The sequence below is a fragment of the Serratia sp. UGAL515B_01 genome (genome assembly GCF_033095805.1).
Lineage (GTDB): Bacteria > Pseudomonadota > Gammaproteobacteria > Enterobacterales > Enterobacteriaceae > Chania.
Window position 1 is genome coordinate 146,544 of the sequence record NZ_CP109901.1, and the last position, 22,706, is coordinate 169,249.

A 22,706-nucleotide genomic window follows, 5' to 3' on the forward strand; every position below is an offset into this window, starting at 1 on the left:
AGCATGACGACAGATGTAACCGTAAAATCGCTGGCAGCAGAGATTCAGACACCGGTTGATCGCCTGGTACAGCAATTTGCTGACGCAGGGATCAAGAAGTCTGAGACTGACTCTGTTACCGAGCAAGAGAAAGAAACGTTACTGGTGCACTTAAACCGTGAACACGGCAGTGCGCCAGGTAAACTCACATTGCAGCGAAAAACGCGCAGCACATTGAATATTCCGAGCACCGGCGGTAAAAGCAAATCGGTGCAAATTGAGGTCCGCAAGAAACGCACTTATGTAAATCGCGATACGCAGGAAGCCCAACAGGCTGAAGCGGCAGAGCAGGCACAGCGTGAAGCGGAAGAACAGGCAAGGCGCGAAGCAGAAGAGCTAGCGAAACGCGAAGCAGAAGCGAAGCGCGCAGCCGAAGAACAAGCCAAACGTGAGGCCGCGGAGATTGCTAAGCGTAATTCAGCGGAAAAAGAAAAAGTGACCAACCAACAGACCGACGAAATGACCAAGCCAGCCCAGGCAGAAAAAGCGCGCCGCGAAGCCGAAGCCGCTGAACTAAAACGTAAAGCGGAAGAAGAAGTGCGCCGTAAGGTTGAGGAAGATGCCAAACGCGTAGCGGAAGAAGCACGCCGTATGGCTGAAGAGAATGGTGAAAAGTGGGCCGCAGCAGATGCAGCTATCGCAGAGGTTGAAACTGCCGATTACCATGTAACCACCTCTCAGCACGCTCGTGCTGCCGAAGACGAAAACGACGCTAAAGTTGAAGGCGATCGTCGTAGCCGTGCTCGAGGCGGTAAAGCGGTCAAGCAGAAGAAAGGTAACAAGCTTTCTGAATCTAAAGCCGATCGTGAAGAAGCTCGCGCCGTTACTCGTGGTGGTAAAGGCAAACGCAAGCCAAGTACCCTCCAACAGGGGTTCAACAAACCTGCTCAAGCAGTGAACCGCGATGTTGTGATCGGGGAAACCCTCACCGTTGCCGAATTGGCTAATAAAATGGCGGTTAAAGGTTCTCAGGTCATCAAAGCGATGATGAAACTTGGGGCTATGGCGACCATCAACCAAGTTATCGATCAGGAAACTGCGCAGCTTGTTGCCGAAGAAATGGGCCATAAAGTTATCCTGCGTCGTGAAAATGAGCTTGAAGAAGCGCTGATGAGCGATCGTGATACGGGGGCTGCCGCTGAATCGCGTGCTCCGGTTGTGACCATCATGGGCCACGTTGACCACGGTAAAACCTCCTTGCTTGACTACATCCGCTCGACAAAAGTAGCTGTAGGCGAAGCCGGTGGTATTACCCAGCATATCGGTGCTTACCATGTAGAAACCGAGAATGGCATGATCACTTTCCTGGATACTCCAGGTCACGCTGCCTTTACGTCTATGCGTGCTCGCGGTGCCCAGGCCACCGACATTGTGGTTCTGGTTGTGGCTGCAGACGATGGTGTTATGCCACAAACCATCGAAGCTATTCAGCATGCTAAAGCGGCGCAAGTGCCATTAGTGGTTGCTGTTAACAAAATCGATAAACCAGAGGCCGATCCAGATCGCGTTAAGCAAGAACTGTCCCAGTACGGTGTTATGCCTGAAGAATGGGGCGGTGAAGCGCAGTTTGTTCACGTTTCTGCGAAAGCAGGTACTGGTATCGATGAACTGCTGAATGCAATTCTGCTGCAGGCTGAAGTGCTTGAACTGAAAGCCGTCCGTAGCGGTATGGCGAGCGGTGTGGTGATCGAGTCCTTCTTGGATAAAGGCCGTGGCCCAGTAGCTACCGTGCTTGTTCAGGCAGGGACATTGAACAAAGGCGATATCGTTCTGTGTGGCTTCGAATATGGCCGCGTGCGTGCGATGCGTGACGAACTGGGGCGCGAAGTGACATCTGCCGGCCCTTCTATCCCGGTTGAGATCCTAGGCCTGTCCAGCGTTCCAGCTGCAGGTGACGAAGCCACCGTTGTACGTGACGAGAAGAAAGCGCGCGAAGTAGCATTGCACCGTCAAGGTAAGTTCCGTGAAGTTAAACTGGCACGTCAGCAGAAATCTAAACTGGAAAACATGTTCTCGAACATGACTGAAGGTGAGGTTTCTGAACTTAACATCGTGCTGAAAACTGACGTACAGGGTACTTGTGAAGCGATATCTGACTCGTTACAAAAACTCTCTACTGACGAAGTCAAGGTCAAGATCGTGGGCTCTGGTGTCGGCGGTATTACTGAAACTGACGCTACTCTAGCAGCAGCATCCAACGCCATCATCCTCGGCTTCAACGTTCGAGCGGATGCCTCTGCGCGCCGAGTGATCGAATCAGAAAGCCTGGATCTGCGTTACTACTCCGTTATTTATAACCTAATCGACGAAGTGAAGCAGGCGATGAGCGGCATGCTAGCGCCGGAATACAAACAGCAGATAATCGGTCTTGCCGAAGTGCGTGATGTGTTCAAATCACCTAAGTTCGGTGCGGTTGCCGGCTGTATGGTGACTGAAGGTACGATCAAACGTCACAACCCAATCCGTGTTCTGCGTGATAACGTGGTTATTTACGAAGGCGAGCTCGAATCCCTGCGCCGCTTCAAAGATGACGTTAACGAAGTCCGTAACGGTATGGAATGTGGTATCGGTGTTAAGAACTACAACGATGTGCGCGTAGGCGACATGATTGAAGTGTTCGAAATTATCGAGATCCAGCGCACTATCGCTTAAGCGCCGTATTACACATATACCCGAGTTACTTCAACTTCACAGGTAGGCGTAACTGAACAAACCTAGTAGCTTGGCAATCCAACCTACTAGGTTGAGTTAAGGCAGCCAACATCGTTGAGGTTTGGAGAGCATTGGGTATAGTTTGTTCGGGGGGCCTATGCCAAAAGGTATAGATCCCCCGATTTGTCTGGAGGATACTCAAATGGCAAAAGAATTCAGCCGCGGTCAACGCGTGGCACAAGAGATGCAAAAAGAGATTGCTATCATTTTGCAACGCGAAGTCAAAGACCCGCGCATCGGCATGGCAACCGTTTCAGGTGTAGAAGTTTCGCGTGATTTAGCGTACGCAAAAGTCTACGTTACATTCCTGAACGTTCTGACTGAAAACCACGATCCAGATCTGGTAACCAACGGCATTAAAGCGTTGCAGGACGCTTCCGGCTATATCCGTACATTGCTAGGTAAAGCGATGCGCCTGCGTGTGGTGCCGGAGCTGACATTCTCTTATGATAATTCACTGGTTGAAGGCATGCGTATGTCCAACCTGGTGACGAATGTAGTGAAGCACGACGCTGAACGCCGTTCCGCATCAGGCGATGATGAGGAGGCTTAATGAGTCGCCCCCGCCGTCGTGGCCGTGACATCCACGGTGTATTACTGTTGGATAAACCGCAGGGGCTATCGTCTAACGACGCCCTGCAAAAAGTAAAGCGTATCTATAATGCTAATCGTGCGGGCCATACGGGAGCGCTTGATCCACTGGCGACCGGCATGCTGCCAATCTGCCTCGGTGAAGCGACTAAGTTCTCTCAATACTTGCTTGATTCAGATAAACGTTATCGTGTGATTGCTCGCTTGGGCCAGCGTACCGACACGTCGGATGCTGATGGACAAGTCGTTCAAGAACGGCCTGTGAATTTCACACATGTTCAGCTTGATGCAGCTCTTGAAACTTTCCGCGGTGATATTCAGCAAGTGCCCTCCATGTATTCCGCGCTGAAATTCCAGGGCAAAAAGTTGTATGAATATGCTCGGCAGGGTATTGAAGTGCCGCGAGAGTCACGCAGCATTACAGTTTATGAGTTACAGTTTATCCGCTGGGAAGGGGATGAACTGGAGTTGGAGATCCACTGCTCGAAAGGTACCTATATTCGCACCATTACCGACGATCTCGGTGAGTTACTGGGCTGTGGAGCGCATGTGGTTTATCTGCGTCGTCTGCAAGTAGCAAAGTACCCGATCGCCCGCATGGTCACGCTGGAAAAGCTAAACGCTTTACTGGAACAGGCTCAGGAGCAGGATATCGTGCCTAGCGTACTGCTCGATCCGTTGTTGATGCCAATGGACAGCCCCGCTGAAGACTTTCCAGAAGTGAATCTGCTGCCAGCGGTAGCCGCTTACGTTAAGCAGGGCCAACCGGTACAGGCCGCCAGCGCACCTATTTCCGGTTTGGTACGTATCACCGAAGGTGAAACACGAAAATTTATCGGTATTGGCGAGATTTCTGATGATGGCAGAGTTGCACCGCGCCGTCTGGTTGTAGAATATTTCGACTGAGCAGCTGGCACTGCCGTCCCTGATAGCTTGAAGGATATTAGGGATAAGGGTAGAATAGCGCGGCTTATGCATTGGGTTGCTGAATTAGAGATCGGCGCCTGTATTTATTTTCTATAATCTGGAGTATTACAATGTCTCTAAGTGTTGAAGCTAAAGCTAAAATTGTAGCTGACTTCGGTCGTGGTACTAACGACAGCGGTTCTACTGAAGTTCAGGTTGCTCTGTTGACTGCACAGATTAACCATCTGCAAGGTCACTTCTCTGAACATAAAAAAGATCACCACAGCCGTCGTGGTCTGCTGCGTATGGTTTCTCAGCGTCGTAAGCTGCTGGACTACCTGAAGCGTAAAGATGTAGCGCGTTATACCAGTCTGATCGAACGCCTGGGTCTGCGTCGTTAATCTAGTGAGTTTCAGAGGAAAGGGGCCTATTTGGGCCCCTTTTTTCTAGGAAGCCTAAGCAAATCAGGTTAATGTATTAGAGGCGCTTCCATTACAGAGGTTCGCGCGGCTAATGAGAACCCTTATCACAACTAGAGGGTGAGGACTCCCATTAGTCGCGAGGATGTAGTGAGAAGACAAGTTAAGTCAAAGGCGTGTCGAGTCGTCAACACGATTACACGTCGTCAATCAAGGATCAAATTTTGCTGACACCGATCATTCGCAAATTCCAATATGGCCAACATACTGTCACTATTGAGACAGGTATGATGGCACGTCAAGCCACTGCAGCCGTGATGGTGAGCATGGATGACACCGCAGTCTTCGTCACCGTTGTTGGCCAAAAAAAAGCTAAGCCAGGCCAGAGTTTCTTTCCACTGACCGTAAACTACCAAGAACGTACTTACGCCGTTGGCCGCATCCCTGGCAGTTTCTTCCGCCGTGAAGGCCGTCCGAGCGAAGGCGAAACCCTGACTTCACGTCTGATTGACCGTCCAATCCGCCCGCTGTTTCCTGATAGCTTCCTCAATGAAGTACAGGTGATCGCGACGGTGGTTTCCGTCAACCCGCAGGTTAACCCTGACATTGTTGCAATGATCGGCGCTTCTGCTGCATTGAGCCTATCAGGTATTCCGTTCAATGGCCCAATTGGTGCTGCGCGTGTGGGTTACATCAATGACCAGTATGTGCTGAACCCAACAACTGATGAGCTGAAAGAAAGCCGCCTGGACCTGGTTGTCGCCGGTACTGCAGGTGCGGTGCTGATGGTAGAGTCCGAAGCTGACGTGTTGAGTGAAGACCAGATGCTCGGCGCAGTAGTTTTCGGCCATGAACAGCAGCAAGTCGTGATCGAAAACATTAATGCTTTGGTTCGTGATGCCGGCAAACCGAAGTGGGACTGGCAGCCAGCCCCTGTCAATGAAGCATTGCATGCTCGCGTTGCGGAATTGGCAGAAAGTCGTCTTGGCGATGCTTATCATATTACTGAAAAGCAGGAACGTTACGCTCAGGTCGATGCGATCAAAGACAGCGTAGTGGAAACTCTGCTGGCGCAAGACGAAACGCTGGATATGGGTGAAATTCAGGATATCTTGGGCATCGTTGAGAAAAACGTGGTGCGTAGCCGAGTACTTCGCGGCGAGCCTCGCATCGATGGTCGTGAGAAAGACATGATCCGTGGTCTGGATGTTCGTACCGGTGTTTTACCGCGTACTCACGGTTCTGCCTTGTTCACTCGTGGTGAGACTCAAGCACTAGTTACCGCGACTCTGGGCACCGCACGTGATGCACAGAGTATTGATGAACTAATGGGCGAGAAAACCGATAATTTCCTGTTCCACTATAATTTCCCTCCGTATTCTGTAGGTGAAACCGGCATGGTGGGCTCACCAAAGCGTCGTGAAATCGGTCATGGCCGTCTGGCAAAACGCGGCGTATTGGCTATGATGCCTAAACCGGAAGATTTCCCATATACTGTACGCGTGGTGTCTGAGATTACCGAATCTAATGGTTCTTCTTCAATGGCCTCCGTCTGTGGTGCATCTTTGGCATTGATGGACGCGGGTGTGCCAATCAAGGCTGCGGTTGCAGGTATTGCAATGGGTTTGGTGAAAGAAGAAGAAAATTTTGTGGTCCTGTCTGATATTTTAGGTGATGAAGATCATCTGGGCGATATGGACTTCAAAGTAGCGGGTAGCCGCGAAGGTATTACCGCCCTGCAGATGGACATAAAAATTGAAGGTATCACTCGTGAGATCATGCAGGTCGCACTGAATCAGGCCAAAGGTGCTCGTTTGCACATTCTGAGCGTGATGGAGCAGGCAATTAGCATACCGCGTGGCGATATCTCCGAGTTTGCTCCGCGTATTCATACCATTAAGATCAATCCAGACAAGATCAAAGATGTTATCGGCAAAGGTGGTTCCGTGATCCGTGCATTGACCGAAGAAACGGGTACTACTATTGAAATTGAAGATGATGGTACGGTGAAAATCGCTGCTACTGATGGTGATAAAGCGAAATATGCCATTCGCCGTATAGAAGAGATCACCGCCGAGATTGAAGTTGGCCGAGTGTATCAGGGTAAAGTTACCCGTATCGTTGATTTTGGTGCGTTCGTAGCTATCGGCGGCGGTAAAGAAGGTCTGGTGCATATTTCTCAAATTGCGGACAAGCGTGTTGAGAAAGTGACCGATTATCTGCAAATGGGGCAGGATGTACCGGTTAAGGTACTGGAAGTTGATCGTCAGGGCCGCGTGCGTCTTAGCATCAAAGAAGCAACGGCGCCAGAGACTGCTCCTTTACCAGAAGCAGAGTAACTATATCAGCAGTTTCACAGCCCTTGAGTAGGCAGGGGCTGTTCTTACATAGCGGGTAGGATACTCGTGTATTCACAAGCGGAGGACAGGACGGTCATCCAATGTTTGTCTTCGGGAGTGGGAAATGAAGCCTTTCTTGCGCTGGTGTTACGTTGCGACAGCACTATTGCTGGCAGGATGCAGCAACCAGGATTGGCGTAAAGACGACGTTCTTGCTATTCCGCTGCAGCCAACGCTGCAGCAGGAAGTGATCTTGGCGCGTATGGAACAAATACTTGCCAGCCGGGCACTGACGGACGATGAGCGTGCGCAGCTTTTATATGAACGCGGTGTGTTGTATGATATACTCGGACTGCGTGCACTAGCGCGCAATGATTTTTCGCAAGCGTTGGCGATACGTCCTGATATGCCAGAGGTTTTCAACTACTTAGGCATTTATTTAACGCAGGCAGGCAATTTTGATGCTGCCTATGAAGCGTTTGATTCGGTACTAGAACTTGATCCAACTTACAACTACGCGCGTTTAAACCGGGGCATCGCACTTTATTATGGCGGCCGCTTCTTGTTGGCGCAGGATGATCTGCAGGCGTTTTATCAAGACGACCCAAACGATCCCTTCCGTTCTTTATGGCTTTATCTAGCGGAAAGAGAAATCGATCCCGATAAGGCAACCGTAGCGCTACAGCAGCGTTATGAAAAAGCGGACAGAGGGGAATGGGGATGGAATATTGTCGAATTCTACCTGAGCAAAATTAGCGAAAAAACGCTGATGGAAAAGCTCAAGGCAGATGCAACGGATAACACTTCGCTCGCTGAGCATCTCAGTGAAACTGACTTCTATTTAGGTAAGCATTACCTAAGTCTGGGGGACAAGAACACCGCTTCGGCGCTGTTCAAACTGACGGTGGCTAACAACGTTCATAATTTTGTTGAGCACCGCTATGCATTGTTGGAATTGGCGCTGTTAGGCCAAGAACAAGACGACCTATCGGAATCGGACCAGCAATAGCTGACGGACACTATACCCAATAGATTTCGGGTTGCGGCAAGGTGGATAATCGAACGGATCCCCGGGAACTTAGTTGACTAAGTGACGAGGAGCAGCGAGAGCAGCCAACGCAGCGGCAACGTGAAAAATGAAGGGTAATCAGCCTGATATACCTTGGTTGTTTAACCAAAGTAATCGCCTTAGCGGGCGATGGCTTTTTTGTCTGTTTTATAATCCAATTTGAGCCGGTTCACACTTTTCAATGAAAATGACTGAAAATTTTCTCGACGAGTTATGTAGACTGGCTGCCATTATTAATGAGGCACGTGTACATGACTACTGAGTTTGAAACCTCTTTTGCTGACCTGGGGCTATCTGCTCCGATCATTTCTGCTCTGACCGATCTGGGCTATGAAAAACCATCACCAATCCAGGCTGAGTGTATTCCTCACCTGTTGAATGGCCGCGACGTGCTTGGCATGGCGCAGACAGGAAGTGGCAAGACCGCAGCGTTTTCGCTGCCTTTGTTGCACAATCTTGATGCAACTCTTAAAGCACCACAAATTCTAGTGCTGGCACCTACCCGTGAACTGGCGGTTCAGGTGGCTGAAGCTATGACCGATTTCTCCAAACATATGCACGGTGTTAACGTAGTGGCACTGTACGGTGGCCAGCGTTACGACGTGCAACTGCGAGCACTGCGTCAAGGCCCACAAATTGTAGTCGGTACTCCGGGCCGTCTGTTAGATCACCTGAAACGTGGCACGTTGAATCTCTCTGGTTTGAAAGGCTTGGTGCTGGACGAAGCTGACGAAATGCTGCGTATGGGCTTTATTGAAGATGTAGAAACCATCATGGCGGAGATCCCGGCAGAGCATCAGACCGCATTGTTCTCTGCAACCATGCCGGAAGCGATTCGCCGTATTACCCGTCGCTTTATGAAAGAGCCACAGGAAGTCCGTATTCAGTCTAGTATCACGACTCGTCCAGATATCAGCCAGAGCTACTGGACTGTGCATGGGATGCGTAAAAACGAAGCTTTGGTGCGTTTCCTGGAGTCTGAAGACTTTGATGCAGCGATCATCTTCGTGCGTACCAAGAATGCGACCCTTGAAGTGGCCGAAGCGTTGGAGCGCAGTGGCTACAATAGCGCAGCACTGAATGGTGACATGAACCAGGCCCTGCGTGAGCAAACACTAGAACGTCTGAAGGATGGCCGTCTGGATATTCTGATCGCCACCGATGTTGCAGCTCGTGGTCTGGACGTTGAGCGTATCAGCCTGGTTGTAAACTATGATATTCCTATGGATTCAGAGTCTTACGTTCACCGTATCGGCCGTACTGGTCGTGCTGGTCGTGCTGGCCGTGCGCTGTTGTTCGTTGAGAATCGTGAACGTCGCCTGCTGCGTAACATTGAACGCACCATGAAACTGACTATTCCCGAAGTTGAACTGCCAAATGCAGCACTGTTGGGTGAACGTCGCCTGGCCAAGTTTGCTGCTAAAGTACAGCAACAGCTGGAAAGCAGCGATCTGGATATGTATCGTGCACTACTGGCTAAGCTGCAACCCGCAGAAGAGCTGGATATGGAAACGCTGGCAGCAGCATTGTTGAAAATGGCTCAGGGTGAACGCCCTCTGATATTGCCACCAGATCCAGTATTCAAGCCGCGTCAACGACGTGAGTTCAACGAACGAGACGATCGTGGCAGTGATCGTCGTCGCGATCCACGTCCAGATGGCCGTGAGGGTGGGGATCGTCCACGCCGTGAGCGTCGTGACGTGGGTGAAATGCAGTTGTATCGCATTGAAGTGGGCCGTGATGATGGTGTCGAAGTTCGCCATATTGTTGGTGCAATTGCTAACGAAGGTGATATCAGCAGCCGCTATATTGGTAACATTAAGCTCTTTGCCTCTCACTCGACTATCGAATTACCGAAAGGTATGCCGGGTGAGATCCTGAATCACTTCACGCGTACTCGTATTCTGAACAAGCCGATGAACATGCAACTACTCGGTGACGCACAACCAAATGAACGTCGTGAACGTCGTGAAGGTAACGGTGGTGAGCGTCGTGGTGGAGCACGCCCATTTAGCGGTGAACGCCGTGAAGGGGCCGGTGCTCCACGTCGTTCTTTCGGTGAGCGCCGTGAAGGTGGTAACGCGGGTGGTGAACGCCGTACCGCCAAACCAGCAGCTCGTCGTGACGATGCCGCGCCAGCTACGGCCCGCCGTCGTTTCGGTGATGCATAATTGCTGATATGGCCGCTTAGGCTTCATCAATACAAAAACCGGCCTGTGGACTAATGTTGATCGTTTAAGGATTAACTGCCGATCCAGTCGCTGGTGTAAAAAGGGTCCATGTTCACACATGGGCCCTTTTTTAATGGAACTTTCACTGGCGTTATGCGCGCCAGGCGTGTTTTAGAGCCTTGCTGACCTAAAGCCAAGGTTTTACTCTTACTGATATAGGGCGATGTTGTTTAAATCATCATTTAATCAATTGGTTAAAGGTTTTAACTGCTGGATAGTCACTTTAAGTGGCATAGGCATATGTCTAGCCTTAAGTCTGGTTTTTTTATACCTTAAATCGAGGCAAACTCCGTTAACAGGCGTATTATCTGACAGTTTAATTTACGGACTATGAGTGCAGGGGATGCCATGAGCTGGCAGCAATTCAAATCTCAATACTTGGTGCGCTTTTGGGCACCTATGCCCGCGGTGATCGCCACTGGGATACTTTCTACTTACTATTTCGGTATGACAGGCACCTTCTGGGCTGTGACGGGGGAATTTACCCGCTGGGGTGGGCACGTATTGCAATGGTTTGGCTTTCACCCTGAACAGTGGGGGTACTTTAAGGTGATAGGTCTCCAGGGGACACCGTTGGAGCGTATAGATGGACGAATGATTATCGGTATGTTTGCTGGCTGTATTGCCGCTGCATTATGGGCTAACAATATAAAACTTCGCATGCCGCAACACCGCATTCGTATTGTACAGGCATTATTGGGGGGATTATTGCCGGTTTCGGGGCGCGTTTAGCTATGGGATGCAACTTGGCAGCCTTCTTTACCGGTATTCCACAGTTTTCCCTGCATGCCTGGTTCTTTGCGCTGGCGACTGCGATAGGTTCTTACTTCGGTGCCAAATTTACTCTGCTGCCAATATTCCGTATTCCTCTAAAGCTGCAAAAAGTTAACGCAGCTTCGCCATTAACGCAAAAACTTGATCAGGCACGCCGTCGCTTCCGATTGGGAATGATGATTTTTTGCCTTGCGATTGCCTGGTCGCTGTGGACGCTGTTTGATGCACCCACAATGGGTATTGCCATGCTGTTTGGCATAGGCTTCGGTTTGCTGATAGAACGGGCGCAGATCTGCTTTACCTCGGCATTTCGTGATTTGTGGATCACTGGCCGTACCCACATGGCCAAGGCGATTATTCTTGGCATGGCGGTGAGCGCCATCGGTATCTTCAGCTATGTACAGCTAGGGGTCGAACCGAAGATTATGTGGGCTGGGCCAAACGCTGTACTGGGTGGCTTGCTGTTCGGTTTCGGCATTGTGCTTGCCGGTGGTTGTGAAACTGGTTGGATGTACCGCGCGGTTGAAGGGCAGATCCATTACTGGTGGGTCGGTTTGGGCAATATTATCGGCGCTACACTGCTGGCTTATTATTGGGATGCTCTGTCGCCTGTGCTTGCCACCCGTTACGACAAGATCAACCTGTTGGATACCTTCGGGCCAATCGGCGGACTGCTGGTAACCTATCTACTGTTAGCGATTGCCTTTGCCGCTATGCTGGGGTGGGAGAAACGTTTTTTTCGCACCAAATTGGATATGCAAAAGGTGAATTTGAGGAGTGAAGTATGAAACAGGTAGAATTGGTGCCGGATTACCGCCTGGATATGGTCGGAGAGCCTTGCCCATATCCGGCAGTAGCAACGTTGGAAGCGATGCCGCAGCTAAAGGTGGGCGAAATACTGGAAGTGATCAGTGATTGTCCGCAGTCGATCAATAACATTCCTCTCGATGCACGGAACCATGGCTACACCGTGTTGGATATTCAGCAGGATGGCCCAACGATTCGTTATCTGATCCAACGTTGAAAGCGTCCTGGGCGCCTTGATGGCGCCCGTACTGATGCTCGTCAGTCTGTGTGTTGGCTGGGTTTGTTAGCCCCTGTCACAGAGTAGTTATCCGTGCTCCCAGGTGCTATGAACCTCATCCTACGGGCTACCGCTTGCCACCTGCATGCAACTCGAATTATTAGAGCGCACCTTTCACTAAATCATTTTTTACCCCGGCAACGATCTCGAACGAACGCAAGCGTGCTCGATGATCGAAGATCTGACCATTGACCATGATTTCATCCGCAGCGGTTTCATATAGTAAATTCTGCAATCCTTGGCGAACAGTGCTTTCGTTGCCGATGACTGACATACGCAACGCTTGCTCAACCCCATATTGCTCACCAGCGCTCCACAATGCGTGGATGTTGTCTACCGGTGGGGGGAGCGGACCCGGCGAGCCACGGCGCAGGTTAATGAATTGCTGTTGCATAGAGGTAAACAGGAAACGGGCATTGTTATCACTCTCGGCAGCGATCACATTCACACATACCATTGCATAGGCCTTCTGACACTGTTTTGAAGGTGTGAAATTTTCACGGTAAAGCGCCAAGGCTTGGAACAACATATCTGGTGCAAAGTGAGACGCAAAAGCAAAAGGCAAGCCGAGTTTTGCCGCTAGCTGCGCACTGTAGAGGCTAGAGCCTAACAACCAGATGGGGATATTTAATCCTTGGCCTGGTACCGCTTGTACTTTTTGCCCTGGCTGCACTTCACCAAAATAAAGCTGCAATTCCTGTACGTCACGAGGGAAGTTATCCACCTCGCTAGAGAGATTGCGGCGCAGTGCCATCATCGTGCGTTGGTCTGTTCCCGGTGCCCTGCCAAGTCCCAGGTCGATACGTCCCGGATAGAGTGATTCTAGGGTACCGAACTGTTCCGCAATTACCAGTGGTGCATGGTTTGGCAACATCACGCCACCGGAGCCCAGACGGATACGTTGTGTTCCTGCTGCCAGATATCCTAGCAACACCGATGTAGCCGCACTGCCGATACCTGTCATATTGTGGTGTTCTGCCAGCCAGTAACGCTGATAGCCCCACTTTTCGGTGTGTTGGGCCAGATCCAATGAGGAATGAAACGCATCGCGCGCTTTTGCTCCCTGTGGGATCGGGGATAAATCGAGTACCGAAAGTGGCACCTGTATATTTTGAGGCATTTCATCGTCCATTTTGCTGTTACCCAAATGGGTTGGGCAGGGGATTTCACTTAAAGGGCGAACGCAGGGATCTGCAAACTGTGTCAGCATAATTCAAATGACGGATGAAAAAGAGGGTATATGTGCTTGTACTACTTTCTCGGTTCTCATGGGGGAGAGCTGAAATTGACATGAGAGATAGCGACATCAGGGCAATAACGTGCCTCTTTTACTGCCCTGCGTATAATAATTACTGCACTAATTCCAACCCGGCAACCCGCCGCCAGTAGCCGTTGCATTCCGCTTGGTCGATGAGTGCGAGCGGTTGCGTTCCTTGTTCATTGGCTCGGAAACTGTCAAACAACGCTAACGTTTCTACACCCTGAGGTGAAATGCGCACAATATCAACCAACCCGTGCATTCCTGCAAGTTCGTTACCGAGGTTGCAGCAATAACCACTCATAGTTTGAATACCGTTCAGCACAAACACCTGCTGGTTCTCCTGCGAGTTGACACTTCTCCCTTGGGGGTATTTGATGCAGCAAGTCTCACATTCGTCTTTGCCACGGTTTTCCGAACGTGCCGTAAAGCAACGCGCCGAGTAGGCCAATGGTAGATGACCATAGCTCAATACTTCTACCTCAAACTGTTTGTGGAACCCTAGTGCTTTGCACTGCTCTAACAAGTTCGCTAACCAGTCGCGCGAAAGTTCCACGGGCATGCACCAACGCATCATGCCCTGCTTGTGTAACAAGCGCAGCGTGTAGGCGTTATAGCAATTAAGGGCATGACCAGCCACAAAAGGCAGATTACGCTCGGCTGCCATATTTACCGTGCCAAGGTCGTTGGCTTCGATCAGAAACTCACCGTTTTCAACATAGCGCCTCAACTCGTTCAACTCTGAGGGGGCTTGCAGAAGAGCCAAAGTCGATAGCACTACTTGCTTGCCAGATTTAGCGATCTCCCGTGCCAGTGCCAGCCAGTCTGCCACTTTCATTTCACGCCGCTTAGAACAGACACTTTCCCCTAGATAAATTATATCGGCGTTACTGTCTACGGCCTGTTGATAAAAGGTGTCCACATCACTTTTTGGCCAGTAGTAGAGTACCGGGCCTAATGCATATTTCATGGTTTCTCCAACTACTGCCATTTGCGATGATACGCGCCAAGGGTGGTTTGGGTGCCTTCAGATATCGCGCCGAGCGTTTCCATCCAGGCAGCATCAGCTTGATAGCCAACAGGATTGGCTTTACAGCGATCGATCGCCTGACGCCATACCTGTGTCACTTGGCTGACATAAGCCGGGCTGCGCTGTCGACCTTCGATTTTTACCGAAGCAATATTGGCGGCGAAAAGTTCTGGCAGCAGCTCCAGCGTATTCAGGCTGGTGGGTTCTTCCAAAGGATGATAGAGCAGGTTATCCACCCGATAGCGGCCTTTGCACAAGGTAGGGTAACCGGCATTTTCCCCGTCCTGATAGCGGTCGATTAGCACGTTATTCAAGCGTGACTCCATACCTTGAGGTGTTTGCTGCCAACGAACAAAACGTGCGGGAGAGCAGGCTCCTACGGTATTGGGTGATTCACCGGTCAGGTAGGAGGAAAGGTAACAGCGTCCTTCGGCCATAATGCATAAGCTGCCAAAGGCAAATACCTCTAGCGGAACGGGGCTGGTTCGCGATAACTGTTTCACCTGATGCATTGAGAGTACGCGTGGCAACACCACACGAGCGACGTTAAAGTGACGTTGATAATAACGAATAGCCTCTTCATTGGTGGCAGAGGCCTGTACCGAAACATGACGTTCCAACTGTGGATAGCGCTCTGCCGCATATTCCAGCATTGCTAAGTCAGCCAGAATTAACGCATCGGCTCCCAACTGTGCCGCCATGTCCACGGCACGCTGCCAACGGACGTAACCATCGGGGTGGGCGAAGGTATTGATAGCGATGTGCAACTTGCGGCCATGCCTATGCACATAGTCTGCAGCTTCCTGCAGTTTTTTCTCGGTAAAATTCAGCCCGGCGAAGTGGCGCGCATTCGTATCGTCTTTCAGACCGATATAAACAGCATCAGCGCCATTATCCACCGCGGCTTTCAAGGCTGGCAGATTGCCAGCGGGACAAAGCAGCTCCATAGATCTTTCCTGATCCAGTCATATACCTGACCAAGCATATGCTGCGATAAACGTAGCCGTTATATATACCTGTTGATTTTCAAGCCACAGCAATGTTGGCGGCGTTACTCGGCCCAAGTCTGGGGCCTCCCCTTCGGTGCCAGCGCAAGCGTTGTTCAAACGCATTGCTTTTTTGTCCTGCAACTTGAAGTCGCTCGGGTATAACTTGGTCCGGCTAATGTAAACGTGGGAACAATTTTAGTGAACCTAGCGTTAACAGGTTTTGATTTGAGGCAGTTTCTGGCGTATTGATAGAAAGGTGAACGTAGGCGTGAATTGTACTATTTGTTGATATAGGCCGGTTACGCTGTACATCAATGTGGCAAAATAGCCTTAGATTGAGTTGAAAGGGGTAAATAACAGTGTTAGGAAAACTACGAGCACACGTCGTTCGCCAAGGGCCGTCGCTGTTGCGTGTACCATTAAAATTCACGCCATTTGCTCTGCAGCGCCGGCTTCTTGAACAGGTCCTGAGCTGGCAATTTCGTCAGGCGTTGGCGGATGGTGATTTGGCGTTTCTCGAATCGCGCTGGCTGAAGATTGAAGTACGCGATCTAGAACTACAATGGTTTATGACGGTAGAAAACGATAAGCTGGTGGTGAGTCAACAGGCTGAGGCCGATGTGAGTTTCAGCGGCGAAGCTAACGATCTGATCTTGATTGCGGCGCGTAAGCAAGATCCCGATACGCTATTTTTCCAGCGTCGGTTGCAGATTGAAGGAGATACCGAATTGGGCCTGTATGTAAAAAATCTGATGGATGCCATCGATCTAGATGCCATGCCTTCGCCGTTACGTGTTGGCCTGCTGCAGCTGGCTGACTTTGTTGAAGCAGGTCTGCAGGAGGACACGGTGCAGCCAGCCCGTGTGACGCAGCTATGTTAATCCGTGTCGAAATTCCGGTAGATGCTGCAGGTATTGATACCTTATTACGTGATACATTTGGCCGTGATGATGAGGCCGAACTGGTTCAGCAACTCCGTGAAGACGGGTTACTGACGTTAGGTATTGTTGCTACGGATGATCAAGGTGGCGTAGTGGGCTATGCCGCCTTCAGCCCGGTTGATGTTGCCGGTGTTGATCGTCAATGGGTTGGTCTGGCACCCTTAGCCGTAGAAGAAAGTTTGCGTCGCCAAGGCTTGGGTGAAAGGTTGGTTTATGAAGGGCTTGATGCACTGAATGAATTTAGCTACGCCGCAGTTGTGGTGTTAGGTGAACCTGCTTACTACGGCCGTTTCGGTTTCAAAATGGCGGCTCAATTCGGTCTGCATTGCCGTTGGCCGGGAATGGAGGCTGCATTCCAGGTTTATCCGCTGGCAGAAAGCGCGTTGGATGGTGTTCAGGGGCTGGTGGAGTACTCGTCACCTTTTAATCGTTTTTAGCCACAGGTAGCAAGTATTCTAATGAAAGAGGGGGAGCCGTTACCAGCCTCTCTTTTTGCTTTTTGTTCAACTGTTTAATCTGATATTCCAATTTCAGAGCGGTTGAACGGTCCCCCACCTGGCAGTGAAAAGCCAATACGAGTTCCCCTTTCCCGCGCAGTGCTTTCGCCCCTTTACCGGCTTGATGCTGCCTAACACGTCGCATAACATCGGTTGTGATGCCAGTATAAAGAGCTCCACTAGGTAATCGCAGCATATAGAGATACCAGCTTGAGTCAGTCATTACGGCCTGTGTAATATTTCATGCGGTAATTCCAAAGGGGTGATGCCACTATTTTTAAGCGTTCAGTGACGTTTATCAAGGTGTATGCAGTGACTTAGTGTGAATGTTTATCTGTGACATTATTCTTAAGTTTAGGTTGCATTGTTTAATTGTTTATAAGGTTGTTACGGGCGCAAAATGGTTATAAAGACCAGGAGCTGATTGGTCTATGTTCAGACTCGAAAGTTTAGAATATAAGCTGCTGTGTTTTTGCTTAGGGTGGGTATTATTTGATCGTATTGCGGCATTATTAGCCAGTTTATTCTGCATAGCTTAGCGCTTGTTTTATCCTTTTCCCTGGGTTGAAATCACAGCCAGCTGAGTTCACATGCAATTAAGGGTTAAAGCTTGGCTTTTTGAATATGGATTGTTGTGAGCTTTTACCAAACATTCTATCGAAAAGTAACCATCCTCATAAATCTGCGCATGAATGCCGGGATATACGCTTTGGTCTTGAGTGTGTTGCGGCATTCGCTGTATTTCTCTTGCCCCCTCTGCGCGTCTTGTTCCTTTGTGTTACTACACTCACCGATAAACTACTACAAATCAGATCGTTGTAAGTCCCCCTTCTGACTAACGCTTTGCGGTATTCAAATGGGTTCCCAATCGGTTTTTCCCGAGGGACTTATTTTGCAATTGACACCTATCTGTAACTTAAAATTACGTGAGAATAGTATACAAAACACATCTAATTGAGCGAAAAACGACCATTAAATATAAGGTACTTCTATGGAATTATCTCATTTGTTAATGATCGAGAAGCATGATTGTTTTATATAGGATTATTCTATTGCTAATTGGTGTTTTTTTTAACAAAATACGGTTCAGGTCTATAGGAAAAGTCGTGGCCTGCCGCGACTATTATATGATGGAATATCATTGCTGCTATTTAAGGGCCTCCCCCTAGTTTCGCTCAAGATAATCCCATCATTATAGTAGTCGTATACAAGCGATAGATTTCAAGATGCATACAGGTACAGCTCAGTTAATCTCGGTGATTGGGATAATTCTAATCACAAGAAATGGTGAGATGACTAAGGCATTTTGTAAACTTTAAGATACAGAGTACAGGAATTAATCAGATACCAATGGATACTAAAAAATGGAAATCATAGAGCATAGTAATGTAGATAAAAAGGAAAATACTACATTTCTTCACAAGCCAAAATTAACCCCTCTAGCGACTATTTTACTCGTGCTTTTTTCGGCGAACGCCATGGCTGACGGCCAAGGCGGTAATAGTGCTGATTTTTATGGTGGTGGTGGTGCGTTTGGTGCACCAGGTGGTGGCGGTGGGGCAGGTGGCCTTGGAGGCGTTGCTATTACACCTGATCGTGCTGCTAATGGCTCAAATGGCGATGCGGCTGGAAACGGTGGAAATGGCGCAAATGGGGCACAATATGCACCATCGACCGATCCTGTGGCAGCCGGCGGTACGGGGGGGACCGTGGGCAGCCCACTGACTAATTATGTGGGCGGTAACGGCGGTGACGGAGAGGATGCTCTATGTGCTGCCGTTTGTTCAATAGGATTTTCTTCTGGCGGTGGTGGCGGTGGTGGTGCCGGCTTTTACGGCAGCACTTTAGCCGCTGTGATGAATGCTGCTAAAGGGGGAAATGGGGGTAATGGTGGACAAACGGCTACTGTAGGTACAGGAGCTGATGGGGGCTCCGGTGGCGGTGGTGCTGTTGGCGTTTTTCTGATTGGTAGCGGTTCGACTACAACGAATGCCTCCATTTCCGGTGGTAACGGCGGAAATGGAGGAAATGGGAGTGGCAGTGGAAGTGGCGGCTATGGTGGCGGTGGCGGTAGTGGTTTAGTAAGCACTGGCGTTAATGTGACTAATAGCAAGGTCATAAGTGGTGGTAATGGTGGTGTCGGTGGTGTAGGCGATACCGATGTTCAAAGCCGTGCTGGCGGTGCTGGCGGTGCTGGTGTCAAAGGCAGCGCCTTTACTTTTGTCAATACCGGCATTGTTCGGGGCGGTAATGGCGGAGCAAGTGCTGCAGGTGCAAGAGCAAGAGGGTCGAGTGATTTAGGTGGCGTTGGTGTCACAGGCAACGATATCAATGTGGTCACATCTGGCTCAATTAGCGGTGGTCTGGCAAGTGATCTGACCACGAGGGCTAATGCCATCACCTTCACTGGCGGTACTAATAGCCTGGAGCTGAGATCTGGTTTTAGCTTTGCTGGCTTGGTAACAGGTACAGGAACGAATACCTTGATTCTGGGGGGCGATACCAATAGCAGTTTTGATCTCGCCAAAATCGGTAATGATACCAGCGTTCAATACAGTGGTTTTTCCCAGTTTGCCAAAACAGGGGCTAGCACTTGGGTGCTAAATAATCTCGCGACTCAAGCTCAGAACTGGGATATCCAAGCAGGTATCTTGGAACTGACGCTCGCCGCTGCCTTAAATGGTGGCGATGTGTCGTTGTCTGGCGGGGGATTATCATTTGCTAATGCCGGAACGTTCAGCGGCAATGTCACTTTAAATCAAACAGCACCAATCAATGTTAACACCGGTACTGTGACCATGAGTGGTCTGGTAAGTGGTCTTGCCGGGCTGACGAAATTGGGCGCGGGCAATCTTGAGTTGAGTAATGCAGCTACCTACTTGGGTAATACCGAAGTTCAGGCGGGTACGCTCACTTTGGGTGCCGCTGACGCTATTGCCAGCAGCGCTGCCGTCACCATCGATAGTGGTGCGCAGTTAGCCTTGGGTGCCAACGACCAGCAGATTAATAATCTTTCTGGTGCAGGGAACGTGCAGGGAACGGCTACCTTAACGGCCAATAACACCAGTGATACTACTTATAGTGGAACGTTGACCAGCGCGAATCTGACGAAAACCGGTACAGGTACCCTGACAATGTCAGGCAGTGGCAATACCCTTTCGGGGAATGTGCTGGCCAGTGCGGGTGTACTGAACTGGGAAAATACCGATACGGTTCAGATTGACGGTAATTATACCACTGCTGCAGGGGCAACCACTTCAATTGGCAGTACGCAAGGGCGTTTGGCTATCGGTGGCGACCTGATACAGGAAGCGGGTTCAATACTGAGCGTCACCATTGGTGCTTCAACGGATATCACGGCTCGCAGCGCACTGTTGGACGGTGCCATCATCAATTTTGATGGGTTCACCGATCCGTTCGTCGGCAATCTTCCTGCGCGTGCCAGTGAGGTTGAAGGGCAAAGTTATACGGTCATGCAGACCACCGATGGCATCACCGGTTTTACCCCATCAGAAGTTCAACATCCAGACTATCTGTTGGTGGAAAAGAGCCTAGCGAATAGCGACCATGATTTAGTATTAGGTACGCGTCTGGCCTGGACTTCTGGCAGTCTTGAAGAGTCTACGGGTTCCTTTACCCTGACTTCAGGGACTGGTTTTAATGTGGACGTGGTACTCGCTGACCAAACCGGTCCGTTCATTGAAACGGGATGGGATGGTAACAGCCTAACCAAAAATGGTGCAGGGCGATTACAACTCTCTGCTGCTAATACCTACACGGGTGGAACAACGCTAAACGATGGGATACTGCAAATTTCGCAGGATGCCAATCTTGGAGCAAGCAGTGGTGCTTTGGCGTTTAATGGCGGTACACTCCAGGTTGACGAGAGCTTTACCACGTCACGTACCATCAATGTGGCCACCAAGGGTGGTGCGCTGGATATTGCTGGTGAAAGTCTGACGCTGGCAGGCACACTGGATGGCGAAGGAAACCTGGAGAAAACAGGAGCAGGCACGCTGAATCTTCAGGGCGATGCCAGTAACTATACCGGGGATTTGGCTATCAATCAGGGTGATTTGAACCTCAACACCTCTTTGGGGGGATCTCTGAGTGGGGCCAATAACAGCACACTCTATACCTATGGCAACACAGTCGCAGGTGACCTGACTCTCAGCACGGGTTCTCGTCTTGTGATGAGCAGCGCTATTCAGCCGATGAGTGCTGCTGCAATGAGCCCTCTGAATACATTCACCGTGCTGGGTAATGCCAGCTTTGCCAATGGCGGGATTTACGCACCGAGCATTAACGAGAGTGGTGCTGCCGATCTGTTGTCTGTTGCCGGTAATGCCAATCTGACCGGTGGGGAGCTTGCAGTCACTGCCTTGCCAGGTAATTACAGCGTAGAGCCTATGCGTTATCTGGTACTGACCGCTAATGGTGGCGTCACTGGTGAATTTGGGGATTATTCCATTTCTAACCCGTTATTATCGTTAACACCAGAATATGATGCTAACAACGTCTATCTGTCTGTTGCGCGTAATGATACTCCAATCAGTAGCATGGGTATAACGCCTAACCAATATTCTGCTGGTACAGCACTTGACAGTGTTGCGGGAAATAGACTGGTTTCCGCTATTGCGGCACTTCCCGATGCGAACTCCATCAATAATGCACTTGATCAGGTCTCGGGTGAAATTTACGCCTCTTTGAAGTCTGCGATGATTGAAGATACTCACTTCATTCGTGATGCTGCCAACGATCGTCTACGCAGCGCTTCCAACGGTGTTGGTGGTAATTCAGCCGCGTATAATGAAAAAGGTCAGGCCATCAAACCTACCACGCCCGATCAAGTTTTCTGGGTTAACTCTTGGGGTTCATGGGGTAACCTTAATGGGAGCAGTGATACGGGTGCCAGGATGACTAAAAACATCGCTGGTTTTGTCATGGGTAGCGATGTGCAAGTCGGTGAGTGGCGTGTCGGTGGGCTTGCTGGTTATACCCATACCTCAAACGACGTAGAGAGCCGGGCATCAAGCAGCAAAGGTAACAATTACCATGTAGGTGCTTACGCTGGCCGTAGTCTGGGCATGGCACAGTTGCGTACGGGGTTGGCGTATAGCCGTTATAATAACTCGGTTGAACGCTCTGTAGATTTCCCTGGATTCAGTGACCATTTGACCAGTGATTTCAATGCCAACGCAGTACAAGGTTTCGGTGAGCTTGCGTTACCTCAGCAATGGAACGGTCTGCATGTTGAGCCGTATGCTAACCTGGCTTATGTATATCTGAAGTCTGGCAGCTTTAACGAAACTGGTGCAGAGGCGGCACTGAGTGCAGATAGCCAAAGCAGTAACAGTACGTTCAGCACCTTGGGAAGCCGCTTTGAGTACCGCTTGCCGAATGTTGATAAGCCAGTTGTATTGTCAGCACAATTAGGTTGGCAGCATGCTTATGGCAAGACGACACCTAAGTCCACACAGCATTTGAATAGCAGTATTGATTTTGATGCTGTGGGTACGCAACAAATGAGGAATGCGCTGGTAGTCGGAACGGGCGCCCAAGTGAATATCAATTCTGATATGAAACTGGGATTATCCTATCAAGGGCTTATCGGTGACAAAGGCCGTGAAAATGGGGTAATGGGAACATTTAACTGGTCCTTCTAACCCGTATTGCCAAATAGCTCCGTTTAGGGAGCATAAGCCAAGCCACCTCTTTAATAGGTGGCTTTTTACTTATAATACCTGCCTGAAACCACTCCCCATTGAACAATGGGGCCTCTAAGACCATCATGGTTGAAGAAATCGATGTCACTATTGACGTTGAA

16 protein-coding genes and 1 pseudogene are annotated in these 22,706 nt (G+C 50.0%); 13 read left to right on the plus strand and 4 right to left on the minus strand.

From position 1 onward, the window contains the following. Nucleotides 1-3: 3 nt before the first annotated feature. The 10 genes and pseudogenes from infB (at nt 4) to yedF (ending at nt 12,104) form a co-directional block, all read left to right on the plus strand. Nucleotides 4-2,691, plus strand: a complete 2,688-nt coding sequence (gene infB, locus OK023_RS00980) for a translation initiation factor IF-2 (protein ID WP_317694329.1) — start codon at nt 4-6, stop codon at nt 2,689-2,691. Between the two features lie 202 nt (nt 2,692-2,893). Next, nucleotides 2,894-3,304 (plus strand): 30S ribosome-binding factor RbfA, encoded by a 411-nt coding sequence (rbfA, locus tag OK023_RS00985; protein WP_317694330.1) that lies wholly within the window; start codon nt 2,894-2,896, stop codon nt 3,302-3,304. Next, nucleotides 3,304-4,248: a tRNA pseudouridine(55) synthase TruB gene (gene truB / locus OK023_RS00990; protein WP_317694331.1), complete on the plus strand. Its 945-nt coding sequence runs from the start codon at nt 3,304-3,306 to the stop codon at nt 4,246-4,248. Before rbfA ends, truB begins: the two co-directional genes overlap by 1 nt. A 131-nt stretch (nt 4,249-4,379) precedes the next feature. Beyond that, the gene (gene rpsO, locus OK023_RS00995; RefSeq protein ID WP_010279698.1) at nt 4,380-4,649 is read left to right on the plus strand and encodes a 30S ribosomal protein S15; all 270 of its coding nucleotides are present in this window, start codon (nt 4,380-4,382) and stop codon (nt 4,647-4,649) included. A gap of 242 nt (nt 4,650-4,891) precedes the next feature. Next, nucleotides 4,892-7,006 carry a polyribonucleotide nucleotidyltransferase gene (pnp, locus tag OK023_RS01000; protein ID WP_317694332.1) on the plus strand — a complete coding sequence of 705 codons (2,115 nt, stop codon included), beginning with the start codon at nt 4,892-4,894 and terminating at the stop codon, nt 7,004-7,006. Nucleotides 7,007-7,130: 124 nt separating this feature from the next. After that, nucleotides 7,131-8,015, plus strand: a complete 885-nt coding sequence (gene nlpI / locus OK023_RS01005) for a lipoprotein NlpI (protein WP_317694333.1) — start codon at nt 7,131-7,133, stop codon at nt 8,013-8,015. Between the two features lie 247 nt (nt 8,016-8,262). After that, entirely contained in the window at nt 8,263-8,337 is a 75-nt protein-coding gene (yrbN, locus tag OK023_RS19080; protein WP_223499600.1) for a protein YrbN, read from the plus strand. After that, on the plus strand, nt 8,327-10,246 hold the full coding sequence (locus OK023_RS01010; protein WP_317694334.1) for a DEAD/DEAH family ATP-dependent RNA helicase: 1,920 nt from the start codon (nt 8,327-8,329) through the stop codon (nt 10,244-10,246). The genes yrbN and OK023_RS01010 overlap by 11 nt, the downstream gene beginning before the upstream one ends. Nucleotides 10,247-10,705: 459 nt before the next feature. Beyond that, nucleotides 10,706-11,868 (plus strand): annotated as a pseudogene (yedE, locus tag OK023_RS01015) (selenium metabolism membrane protein YedE/FdhT). Beyond that, nucleotides 11,865-12,104, plus strand: a complete 240-nt coding sequence (gene yedF / locus OK023_RS01020) for a sulfurtransferase-like selenium metabolism protein YedF (protein WP_317694335.1) — start codon at nt 11,865-11,867, stop codon at nt 12,102-12,104. Before yedE ends, yedF begins: the two are co-directional and overlap by 4 nt. Nucleotides 12,105-12,264: 160 nt before the next feature. Here yedF and OK023_RS01025 read toward each other — a convergent pair whose 3' ends face one another. The 3 genes from OK023_RS01025 to OK023_RS01035 all read right to left on the minus strand — a co-directional run bounded on the left by OK023_RS01025 (nt 12,265) and on the right by OK023_RS01035 (nt 15,399). Next, nucleotides 12,265-13,284 carry a luciferase-like monooxygenase gene (locus OK023_RS01025; RefSeq protein ID WP_411569372.1) on the minus strand — a complete coding sequence of 340 codons (1,020 nt, stop codon included), beginning with the start codon at nt 13,282-13,284 and terminating at the stop codon, nt 12,265-12,267. A 229-nt stretch (nt 13,285-13,513) separates the two neighbouring features. Then, nucleotides 13,514-14,392: a U32 family peptidase gene (locus OK023_RS01030; RefSeq protein ID WP_317694338.1), complete on the minus strand. Its 879-nt coding sequence runs from the start codon at nt 14,390-14,392 to the stop codon at nt 13,514-13,516. Nucleotides 14,393-14,403: 11 nt separating this feature from the next. Beyond that, nucleotides 14,404-15,399, minus strand: a complete 996-nt coding sequence (locus OK023_RS01035) for a peptidase U32 family protein (RefSeq protein ID WP_317694340.1) — start codon at nt 15,397-15,399, stop codon at nt 14,404-14,406. A gap of 401 nt (nt 15,400-15,800) precedes the next feature. Here OK023_RS01035 and OK023_RS01040 point away from each other — a divergent pair, with 401 nt between their 5' ends. Together OK023_RS01040 and OK023_RS01045 are read left to right on the plus strand one after the other, a co-directional pair. Beyond that, the gene (locus tag OK023_RS01040) at nt 15,801-16,322 is read left to right on the plus strand and encodes an SCP2 domain-containing protein (protein WP_317694341.1); all 522 of its coding nucleotides are present in this window, start codon (nt 15,801-15,803) and stop codon (nt 16,320-16,322) included. Continuing rightward, nucleotides 16,316-16,819, plus strand: coding sequence for an N-acetyltransferase (locus tag OK023_RS01045; RefSeq protein WP_317694342.1), 504 nt, complete (start codon nt 16,316-16,318; stop codon nt 16,817-16,819). Before OK023_RS01040 ends, OK023_RS01045 begins: the two co-directional genes overlap by 7 nt. Here OK023_RS01045 and OK023_RS01050 read toward each other — a convergent pair. Further along, nucleotides 16,806-17,102, minus strand: a complete 297-nt coding sequence (locus OK023_RS01050) for a GIY-YIG nuclease family protein (RefSeq protein WP_317694343.1) — start codon at nt 17,100-17,102, stop codon at nt 16,806-16,808. The two genes, OK023_RS01045 and OK023_RS01050, sit on opposite strands and share 14 nt — an antisense overlap. A gap of 1,255 nt (nt 17,103-18,357) precedes the next feature. Between OK023_RS01050 and OK023_RS01055 the strand changes: the two genes are divergently transcribed. Further along, a complete protein-coding gene (locus tag OK023_RS01055) occupies nt 18,358-22,545 on the plus strand; it encodes an autotransporter domain-containing protein (RefSeq protein ID WP_317694344.1) in 4,188 nt (1,395 codons plus the stop codon). Nucleotides 22,546-22,706 lie beyond the last annotated feature (161 nt).

Excerpts from the sequence above, each read along its gene's own strand:
- infB (WP_317694329.1), top strand. The coding sequence starts at position 4 with ATGACGACAGATGTAACCGTAAAATCGCTGGCAGCAGAGATTCAGACA.
- rbfA (WP_317694330.1), top strand. The coding sequence starts at position 2,894 with ATGGCAAAAGAATTCAGCCGCGGTCAACGCGTGGCACAAGAGATGCAA.
- truB (WP_317694331.1), top strand. The coding sequence starts at position 3,304 with ATGAGTCGCCCCCGCCGTCGTGGCCGTGACATCCACGGTGTATTACTG.
- rpsO (WP_010279698.1), top strand. The coding sequence starts at position 4,380 with ATGTCTCTAAGTGTTGAAGCTAAAGCTAAAATTGTAGCTGACTTCGGT.
- nlpI (WP_317694333.1), top strand. The coding sequence starts at position 7,131 with ATGAAGCCTTTCTTGCGCTGGTGTTACGTTGCGACAGCACTATTGCTG.
- OK023_RS01010 (WP_317694334.1), top strand. The coding sequence starts at position 8,327 with ATGACTACTGAGTTTGAAACCTCTTTTGCTGACCTGGGGCTATCTGCT.
- yedF (WP_317694335.1), top strand. The coding sequence starts at position 11,865 with ATGAAACAGGTAGAATTGGTGCCGGATTACCGCCTGGATATGGTCGGA.
- OK023_RS01025 (WP_411569372.1), bottom strand. The coding sequence starts at position 13,284 with ATGCCTCAAAATATACAGGTGCCACTTTCGGTACTCGATTTATCCCCG.
- OK023_RS01030 (WP_317694338.1), bottom strand. The coding sequence starts at position 14,392 with ATGAAATATGCATTAGGCCCGGTACTCTACTACTGGCCAAAAAGTGAT.
- OK023_RS01035 (WP_317694340.1), bottom strand. The coding sequence starts at position 15,399 with ATGGAGCTGCTTTGTCCCGCTGGCAATCTGCCAGCCTTGAAAGCCGCG.
- OK023_RS01045 (WP_317694342.1), top strand. The coding sequence starts at position 16,316 with ATGTTAATCCGTGTCGAAATTCCGGTAGATGCTGCAGGTATTGATACC.
- OK023_RS01050 (WP_317694343.1), bottom strand. The coding sequence starts at position 17,102 with ATGACTGACTCAAGCTGGTATCTCTATATGCTGCGATTACCTAGTGGA.
- OK023_RS01055 (WP_317694344.1), top strand. The coding sequence starts at position 18,358 with ATGGCTGACGGCCAAGGCGGTAATAGTGCTGATTTTTATGGTGGTGGT.